Here is an 8465-nt window from a genome sequence, read left to right on the forward strand (position 1 = left end):
GTGGAACACCCAAGGGCAGCGAGGCCCGGCACCCCACCACGCACTCAGCCCGCAAAACCGCCAAAAGTCAGATCCAGATCATCAGCCCAGGCGGATCGGTGGATCAAGGCTTAGACACCTCCTTCGTTCCTCAGTCGGCGATGCGGCACTACGCAAAACGCCGCCCTCTGCGCTTGATGGGCATCCGGGGTAGCTCCCTTCCTGCTGGGAATGTCGCCTTTCGCTGCTGGCTGACGGGCTTGGCCTTCGCGGCTGTTGGGCGGCTGTTGGACTCTGTTGCGTTTGCCGGGTGCGGCGTAGGGTTTTAGCGTTGAGCCGACTATTGGGAGGAAGACATGTCTGTTGCACGGATTACTACCCTGAGCGCGAACTCCAAGACCTCGTTTGATGCCGCCATCAAGGAGGGCGTCGACCGGGCCAACAAGACCCTGCGCAATGTCACGGGGGCGTGGGTGAAGGAACAGAAGGTTGAAATCAGCGACGGCGCCGTTGTTGCCTGGCACGTCGTGCTTGAAGTGACCTTTGTCCTGGACGATTGAGCGGCCTCTGAGGGGATGCGCGCCCGCGGAGAATCCGCCGCACTAGGATTGATCCATGAGCGCGCATCACATCAAACGGCTGGTGATCATGCGGCATGCCAAGGCGGACTGGCCCGGCGGCGTCGCGGATCATGACCGGCCGCTCGAAGAGCGCGGCCACCGTGATGCCCCCCAGGCCGGAAAATGGCTGCTGAAGCACGGTGTGGTTCCCGACTTCATCCTGTGCTCCAGTGCCCTGCGCACCCGGCAGACCTGCACCTGGGTCTGCAGCGAACTGGGCGACAAAGCCCCGACGCCGAAACTTGAGGACGGGCTGTACGCCGCTTCGGCGAAGCGGATGCTGACGGTCATCAACCACGTCCCGGACACCGTGACCACCCTTATGGTGATTTCGCACATGCCCGGGGTCCAGGACCTCGCCATGCACCTTGCGTCCCGCGACTCCAACCACGACGCCTACATGGACGCCGCCACGCGGTACCCTACCAGCGCGCTGACCATCATGGAGACGGAGAAGTCCTGGGCCGAACTCGACGGCCAGGACGCGCGGCTCACGCAGTTCAAGGTCCCCCGGGCCAAATAACGCCCCGGCAGTGCTCCCTGCCCGAGTTCCGGATGCATAGTCATGCGGGCGATTCTGCGGTTTACTGATGCTGTTTACCCGTGGACGTATGGCGATCGAGAGAAAAGGCGGAATCATCGTGGATTCGGGACAGCTCATTGGGATCATCATCGGCGTCGTTGTGGTGCTCGCGATCATCGTCGTGGCAACCATGCTCAGCCGCAAGCGCAAGGTGGAAGCAAACCGCAGCAAGGCCGTCGAAATGCGCGAACAGGCCAAGACCGACGAGATCGGCGCCAGGGAGCGCGAGGCGCAGGCTGCCCGGGCCGAAGCCGACGCCAAGGAGGCGGAAGTCGAAGCCGAGCGGCTGCGGGAGGAAGCCGCTGCGCGTCAGCAGGAGGCCGAGAAGGTCCGCGCCGGCGCGCAGGAACAGCTGCGGAAGGCGGACGTACTGGACCCCGACGTCGTCACCACCGAACGCGATGCCCAGGGGGACGAGGTGCCCCGGGAAGCCGCCGGCACGGAAGAGCTGCGCCGCGACCGCAGCGGCCGGAACCCCTCCACCGCCGAGCAGGCCGCCAACCCGGCCGGAGGCCAGGTTCACCACGGCCAGGCCCCCGCAAGCCAGGTCCCCCCGGAGCAGGGCAGCACCGATGAGCCCCGCAGCGATCATCCCCGGAACCTCTGACCCTTCACGCACCAGCCAACTGCGGCGCGCTGGCCCGATCCTATGCCGGCGCCCGGCCGGAACCGGCATAGTGGCAGTGTGAACACTCGCCATTCCGCCCTGGCCCTGCTCGTCGCTGTGCTCTGGGGCGTCAACTTCGTCGCGATCGACCTCGGCCTGCACCCGGACGGCGCCGAGATGCCGCCGCTGCTGTTCGTGGCCATGCGGTTCACGCTGGTGGTTTTTCCCTGCATCTTCTTCATCCGGAAGCCGGATGTGGGCTGGAATGCGATCATCGGCGTCGGACTGCTCATGAGCGCCGGACAGTTCGGCCTCCTGTACCTGGCCATGGCGCTCGGCATGCCCGCTGGCCTGGCATCGCTGGTCCTGCAGGCGCAGGTACTCCTGACGGTGCTCCTGGCGGCCGGGTTCCTCGGCGAGCGGCCGAGCCGGCGGCAGTTCGCCGGCGTGGTGCTGGGCGTGGCCGGCCTCGCTGTTGTGGCCGTTGGCCGCAGCCTGGTCGCGCCGGTGCTGCCGCTCATGATCGTGCTCGCCGCAGCGCTGTCCTGGGCCGCCGGCAACATCGTCGCCCGGAAGGCGAAAGCGGCATCCGGGCTGGGGCTCGTGGTGTGGTCGGGGGCCGTCGTGCCGCTGCCCCTGCTGGGCCTGTCCCTTCTGGTGGACGGCCCGTCTGCGGTATCGCAGGCCCTGCTTCACGTCCAGCCCGTCACCCTGGCCAGTGCGCTCTACACGGCCATCTTCGGGTCCCTGGTGGGTTACGGAATCTGGAACAGGCTGCTGGGGCTGTACCACTCCTCCGCCGTTGTGCCGTTTACCCTGCTGGTTCCGGTGGTCGGCATGACGACGGCGTGGCTCGTCCTGGGCGAGGTGCCGACGCCCGCCGAGGTCACCGGCGGGCTCCTGTTGCTCGCGGGGGTGGCGACGGCGGTGCTGCGCCCCTGGGTTTTTCGCCGGCCGGATATTCGACGGCGGGTGGTGCGCCCGGACGCTCAGCGCCGGGTCGACGTCCGGGCCGACTGAGTATTGGCCGGTTGGGATTTCGCTCCGGCCGTTTTGGCTGCGGGGCGGGCTGATGTCCGCGATGTTGCCGTGCGCGGGCCTGCGGCCCGCGGGGCGGCCGGACTGCCGGCCGCGGATCTCGGCACCGGCCGCGGGGCAGCCGTCCGGGACGGTGCGCGGCGGGCGGCCGCTTTGGGTGCCGGGCCCCTCACGGCAGATGCCGGGCGCCGCCGCGGAGCACGGCCGGCGGCGCGCGGACGCCTTCCCCTGCCCGGCAGGACGGTTCCGGCAACGAGCAGCAGCAGGGTGGCTGCGCCGCAGGCGGCGGCGAGGTAAAAGTACAGGTCCGGATGATCGGAATCCACCCGGGCCGACATCGCGTCCGGGTCGGCGTTGAAGGCCAAACCCCACTGGCGCAGGAACGAGATGCCGAAGGCGATAAAAAGGATGCTCCCGATCCCGCTGGCGGCCAGGGTCCGGTGCCGCCGGCGGATGACCACCTCGGAGACGCAGGCCACGTAGGCTGCGGCTGAGGCTGCCAGGAACCACAGGAACACCGTTTCGTGCAGCGTGATGCCGGTCAGCGCCAGCAGCGCCAGCGCGGCGAGAAACGCACCGATGGCAAACTTGCCGCTGTTACCCATGTGGCCCATGTGACCAATCATCCCCGAGCGGGGCTATTTCACGACGTAGCCGCGCATGGACGCCATAATTGCCGTAACACTTTGCTCGCGGGTCCGCTCCGGGTTGTAGGTCTTCCGGTCCAGTCCCACCACAAAGCAGGCCCCGAAGATGGCGGTCTCCAGGCTGCCCCGGAACACGGCCGGATCCACCGGGTAAACGGCAGCCACCGCGTCAACCGCCGCCCCGACGACGGTGAGCAGCCGTCCGCGGAGCTCGGTGAAGGTGTCCTGCCACTCGCTGGGGGTCCGCCAGTTCTCACTGACCCACAGCCGGGCAAAGGACGGGTACTCGGCCATGAAGTCCATGGCCTGCCCGATCATTTCGTGCATCGCCGCGAGCGGGTCCGCCGAATCGTCCCGGACGCTCAGCAGCCGTGCCAGCAGGATGTCCACCCCGTGGTGCAGCAGTTGGGCGATCAGGTCCGACTTGCTGCCGAAGTTGTAGTACACCGTGCCCTTGGAGACCCCGGCAGCTGCCGCGATCTCGTCGACGGTCACGCCCGCCACGCCGCGTTCGCCGATCAGTTCCATCGAGGCCTCGAAAAGCTTCTGCTTCGTCGCGTTGGTGCGGGCCGGCCGGAGCTTCTTCGCGGTTTCCGCCGTGCTGCTGTCCGTGCGGCTGCTCATACGGCGATCTCCGGTTTCAGGGACTTCAGGGTCCAGTACTTATGCTTCCGGACGGCCAGGGCGGACAGGGCCGTCCCCAGTAAGGTGTAGCCAAGCAGGCCCAGCATTGTGGGCAGGATGACGGCCAGGTCCGCGCCGTAGATCAGGTGCCGCATGCCGTTGACCACGTACCCCATCGGCAGGATTTGATGCACCACGTGGAGCGGCTGGGGCGTTGTCTGCCATGGGAAGGTGCCCCCGGAGGAGACGAGCTGCAGCACCAGCAGGATGAGCACCACGAGCTTGCCGGGGGAACCGAGCAGCGCGACGACGCCCTGGATGATCGCGCTGAATGCCATCGCCGCGGCCAGCATGAGGAACCACATCAGCCAGGGGTGCGCAGGGTTGAGGCCCAGCCCCACGTCGACCACAAGGGTCAGCAGGCTCGCCTGGACAGCCGAGACGGCCAGGAATGGAAGCCAGCCGCCGACGGCGATTTTCCACGCCGGGGCGTTCGACGCCAGTGCCCGCTGGGTCACGGGCCGCATCGCCTGGATCAGCATAAAGACGCCGATCCACAGGGCCAGGGTGAGGAAGAACGGTGCCAGGCCTGCGCCGTACGAACCGGCCTTGGCCTGCGAGACGTTGCTGACGGCGACCGGATCCGCCATTACCTTGGCGAGGCTGTCCTTCTGGGTGTCGTCGGGGTTCGGGACCTGGCCGGCGCCCTTGGCGAGTTCAGCGGCGAGGGTTCCGGCGCCCTCGGAGGCCGTAGCGGCCCCGCTTTCCAGCCGGGCCGCGCCGTCGTCGAGTTTCTGTGCGCCCTCGGAGAGTTTCCCCGCGCCGTCGAGTGCGCTCTGCTGCCCGGTGGCGAGCGTGGCGGCGCCGCCGGCCAGCTGGTCCGCGCCGGTGGACGCCCGGGTGATGGCGCCGCCGAGGGCTGGGGTGGCTTCCGCCAGCCTGGCCGCTCCTGCGCTGACGGCAGCGGAACCGTCTGCCAGTTGCTGGATCTGACCTGCCGCGGACTTCAGGGCGGCCGCCGGGCCCGGGGCTGCGGGCGGGGCTGCGTTCGCGTCGAAGTCCGCCAGGATTGCGTCCGCCTGGGCCGGGGTGATGGTCCCGGCGGCGACGAGCCGGCTGTTGGACGCGACCACCCGGCTGCGCTGTGCCTGGGCGGCCGCCTGTTCGGAGGCCGCCAGCTGGCCGGCCAGGCCCTGCACCTTGGTGTTGAGCGCGGCGTTGCCGGCCGCCACCTGCGCGGCGCCGTCCGCCAGTGCGCGGGAATCGGCAGGCAGAGTGGCGGTTTTATCCTTGAGCTGGGACAGTCCGCCGCTGAGCTGGGCTGCCCCCGTGCTGAGGGCGGTGGCACCGTCCCGGAGCTTGACCTGGCCGTTGTAGAGCCCGGCGGCGCCGTTCTTGAGATCGCCCGTGCCCTGGTGCAGGGTGACTGTTCCGTCGTGGAGGCTGGCGACCCCGTCGGCGAGTTGCCCGGCGCCGTCGGAGGCCTTGAGCATCTGGGAGTGGATGGTCCCGAATCCGGTGAGGAGCTGGTTGGCGGTCTCCTCACCCACCTCGGTGGCCACCGTGGTGTGCACAGCGGTGGTGAGCTTGTCCACAATGGTGCTCAACAGGTAGTTGTTCGCATCATTGGTGGTGACGTTGAGCATGGCCCGGTTGGCGGCGTCGAAGCTGCCGGGGGAGACGAGGTTCGCCGAGAAGTCCTTGGGGATCTTCAGGGCGAAGGCATACTTGCCCGTGCTCACGCCCTGGTCCGCTTCTTCGGTGTCGGAGACCGTCTGCCAGTTAAAGACGTGCCCGTCCACGAGGCTGTCGGCGACCTTCCGGCCAGCCTCGAGCCGGGCGCCGTCGGCGGAGGTGGCACCGGTGTCCTCGACCACGAGGGCGGCATCGATCTGGTTCAGCTTTCCGTAGGGATCCCAGTTGGCGTAGAGGTACACGGCGCCGTAGAGAAGCGGGACCATGGTCAGCGCCAGGATGGTGAGCTTGGGCAGCAGGCCACCGGTCATGCGCTTGAGTTCGGAGCGGGCCAGCCGCAGAACAGTCACTTTTCTTCCTCAGTTTCGGGTGTGTTGGTTGCTTCCAGGGGTTCGGGGGCAGCGTCTGCGTCGTCCTCGGGAGGAGGGCCCGCGGTGCCGATCGCGGCGGCCGGGCCGGTCCAGTCGGCCGGGATGTGCAGGACGGTGGCAACGACGGCGAGCGGGCGCCCGGCGTCGTAGGCCAGTTCCTGCAGCCGCGGCAGCCAATCGGCCGGATCGCCGTGGCGGTCCGGGGAGTCCACCACCAGCAGATCCGTGTGCGGGTTCGCCAGGGCAAGGGCAGTGAGCAGCTCGATCCGTCGGGCGGCGGGAAGCTGTTCGGTCCACAGCCCGGCGATGTCCTCGAAGCGGTTGACTTTGAGCCAGGGCTTGCTGAGCAGCGAACCCCGGTACCGGCGCGGGACCAGGGCCAGGTCCTCGGTGACGAGGTCGCGGACGCTCAGGTGCTGCTCGGGTTCGTTCACGCCCGGGGAATCCACGACGGCGCTCGCCTGCCGCAGGGTCTTGATCCTGGTGCTGCCGTCCCACTTCGAGCCGTCCCATTCAAAGCGCCCGCCGGAGGGTTTGAGCCGTCCGCTCAGGGCCAGTGCGAGGGCGGTGCGCTGGTCCTGGCGGTTGCCGGAGACCAGCAGGAGCTCACCGCGCCGGACCTGAAGGGAGGTGGCCGGCAGCAGCTCGTCCCGTCTGCCGTTCACGGAGAGCTGTTGCACGCGGAGCAAGGGTGGCCTTTCGCAGATGGATGTCTACGACAAGGCTAACTAAACTGACCGGTCAGTTCAAATAGAATGGACTGGGTGTGATGAATCAGACGGGCCGGGTCCCGTCCGCGGGCGGTTCCGCCGAGGTGAGACTTGGCGCCGATGTTTGTCCAAAACATGGGCGCGAAGTCACACCTCGGCGGCTCAGAGTCCGTACTCCTCGAGCAGCCGCAGCCAGACCTCGCTGATCGTGGGGTACGCCGGCACGGCGTGCCAGAGCCGGTCCAGCGGGACCTCGCCGACGACGGCGATCGTGGCGGCGTGCAGCAGCTCAGCCACATCCGGGCCCGCAAAAGTAGCGCCCAGCAGCACCTTCCTGTCCTCGTCGACCACCAGCTGGGCCCAGCCCTCGTACCGTTCGGAGTGCAGCGAGGATCCGGCCACCTGGATGGGCAGTTGCACGGAGGACACCCTGAGTCCGTCGCGCTCCGCCTGGCGCACGGTCCGGCCCACACTGGCCAGTTCCGGATCGGTGAATACAACGTTGGGCACCGCGTAATCGTCGGCGGTCCGGGCAAAGCGGCTCCAGGGGGTGGCCGGGCCGCTGAGTTCGCCCCTGGCCCGGGCCGCGATGGCGTCGCCCGTCGCGCGGGCCCCGTACTTGCCCTGGTGGGTCAGCATGGCCTTCCCGGCGGCGTCGCCCGCGGCGTACAGCCAGGGGTCGACGTCGTTCCCGGAGGCTCCGGTAACGAGGCCGGTGGAGTCGGTGCTGAGCCGCAGTTCCTGGCCGTCCGCGGCGGCGAGGCCGACGCTTTCCAGCCCGATACCTTCCAGGGCGGGATGCCGGCCGGTGGTGACCAGGACTTTGTCCGCCGTCACGGTGCTGCCGCCCTCAAGCTCAAGGGTGAGGGAGCCGTCGTCGTTCTCGCGGACGCTTCTGGTTCCGGTGTGAAGGTGGAGATCGACGCCGTCCGCCCGCAGCCCGGCGGCGACCAGCGTGCCCGCCTCCTCCGGGAAGGCGCCCAGCAGGCCGCCGCGGGCCACCAGGGTCACCCTGGCGTCCAGCCGGGCGAAGGCCTGTGCTAGTTCGGTGCCGGCCACGCCCCCGCCCAGGACTGCCAGTCGGTCCGGGATCTCGTGCGCGGAGGTCGCTTCCCTTGTGGTCCAGTAGTCCACGTCGGACAGCCCGTCGATGGGCGGCACGGTGGGAGAGGACCCGGTGGCCACCACGACGGCGTGCCGTGCCGTGAGTGCGTAGCTGTTGCCGTCCAGCCCCGCGACCTCGACCGTCCGGAGGCCGGTGATCCAGCCGTGGCCGCGGATCAGCTCGATCCCGGTGTCCTCGACCCACTTGACCTGGCTGTCGTCCTGCCAGTTGGACGTGAAATAGTCGCGGCGCTTCAGGACGGCGGCTGCGTCCAGGGTCCGGGTGACGGCTTCCTTGGCGCCGGGCACTGTCTGGGCGCCGTGCAGGGCGGTCCCCGGGCGCAGCAGCGCCTTGGAGGGCATACAGGCCCAATACGAGCACTCACCGCCGACAAGCTCCGCCTCGATCAGCACGGTGGTCAGCCCGCCCCGGGATGGGCGGTGTGCCCCGTTCTCGCTTCCGGAGGCAGCGTATACAACCACGAAA

The 8465-nt window shown here is 68.7% G+C and carries 9 protein-coding genes; 4 read left to right on the forward strand and 5 right to left on the reverse strand.

Annotated elements, in window-relative coordinates:
* Positions 1 to 335 precede the first annotated feature (335 nt).
* From ACZY0Y_RS19215 to ACZY0Y_RS19230, 4 genes are all read left to right on the forward strand, one after another.
* Positions 336 to 539: a dodecin family protein gene (locus ACZY0Y_RS19215; RefSeq protein ID WP_024366200.1), complete on the forward strand. Its 204-nt coding sequence runs from the start codon at positions 336 to 338 to the stop codon at positions 537 to 539.
* Between the two features lie 55 nt (positions 540 to 594).
* Positions 595 to 1122: a SixA phosphatase family protein gene (locus tag ACZY0Y_RS19220; RefSeq protein ID WP_463885864.1), complete on the forward strand. Its 528-nt coding sequence runs from the start codon at positions 595 to 597 to the stop codon at positions 1120 to 1122.
* A gap of 88 nt (positions 1123 to 1210) precedes the next feature.
* The gene (locus tag ACZY0Y_RS19225; protein WP_463959847.1) at positions 1211 to 1789 is read left to right on the forward strand and encodes a hypothetical protein; all 579 of its coding nucleotides are present in this window, start codon (positions 1211 to 1213) and stop codon (positions 1787 to 1789) included.
* Positions 1790 to 1867: 78 nt separating this feature from the next.
* Positions 1868 to 2809: an EamA family transporter gene (locus tag ACZY0Y_RS19230; RefSeq protein ID WP_463959848.1), complete on the forward strand. Its 942-nt coding sequence runs from the start codon at positions 1868 to 1870 to the stop codon at positions 2807 to 2809.
* Here the strand turns inward: ACZY0Y_RS19230 and ACZY0Y_RS19235 are convergent.
* The 5 genes from ACZY0Y_RS19235 to ACZY0Y_RS19255 form a co-directional block, all read right to left on the reverse strand.
* Positions 2779 to 3441: a hypothetical protein gene (locus ACZY0Y_RS19235; RefSeq protein ID WP_463959849.1), complete on the reverse strand. Its 663-nt coding sequence runs from the start codon at positions 3439 to 3441 to the stop codon at positions 2779 to 2781. The genes ACZY0Y_RS19230 and ACZY0Y_RS19235 overlap by 31 nt on opposite strands.
* Before the next feature lie 24 nt (positions 3442 to 3465).
* On the reverse strand, positions 3466 to 4098 hold the full coding sequence (locus ACZY0Y_RS19240) for a TetR/AcrR family transcriptional regulator (RefSeq protein WP_463959850.1): 633 nt from the start codon (positions 4096 to 4098) through the stop codon (positions 3466 to 3468).
* Complete coding sequence (locus ACZY0Y_RS19245) at positions 4095 to 6143, reverse strand: YhgE/Pip family protein (protein WP_463959851.1); 2049 nt, start codon at positions 6141 to 6143, stop codon at positions 4095 to 4097. Before ACZY0Y_RS19245 ends, ACZY0Y_RS19240 begins: the two co-directional genes overlap by 4 nt.
* Complete coding sequence (locus tag ACZY0Y_RS19250; protein ID WP_463959852.1) at positions 6140 to 6853, reverse strand: ABC transporter ATP-binding protein; 714 nt, start codon at positions 6851 to 6853, stop codon at positions 6140 to 6142. The genes ACZY0Y_RS19245 and ACZY0Y_RS19250 overlap by 4 nt, the downstream gene beginning before the upstream one ends.
* Before the next feature lie 183 nt (positions 6854 to 7036).
* On the reverse strand, positions 7037 to 8461 hold the full coding sequence (locus tag ACZY0Y_RS19255) for a dihydrolipoyl dehydrogenase family protein (protein ID WP_463959853.1): 1425 nt from the start codon (positions 8459 to 8461) through the stop codon (positions 7037 to 7039).
* Positions 8462 to 8465 lie beyond the last annotated feature (4 nt).

Source organism: Pseudarthrobacter kochi (assembly GCF_055412805.1).

Coding starts and splice junctions, on each gene's coding strand:
- ACZY0Y_RS19235 (WP_463959849.1), bottom strand. CDS start 3,441: ATGGGCCACATGGGTAACAGCGGCAAGTTTGCCATCGGTGCGTTTCTC.
- ACZY0Y_RS19220 (WP_463885864.1), top strand. CDS start 595: ATGAGCGCGCATCACATCAAACGGCTGGTGATCATGCGGCATGCCAAG.
- ACZY0Y_RS19225 (WP_463959847.1), top strand. CDS start 1,211: ATGGCGATCGAGAGAAAAGGCGGAATCATCGTGGATTCGGGACAGCTC.
- ACZY0Y_RS19215 (WP_024366200.1), top strand. CDS start 336: ATGTCTGTTGCACGGATTACTACCCTGAGCGCGAACTCCAAGACCTCG.
- ACZY0Y_RS19240 (WP_463959850.1), bottom strand. CDS start 4,098: ATGAGCAGCCGCACGGACAGCAGCACGGCGGAAACCGCGAAGAAGCTC.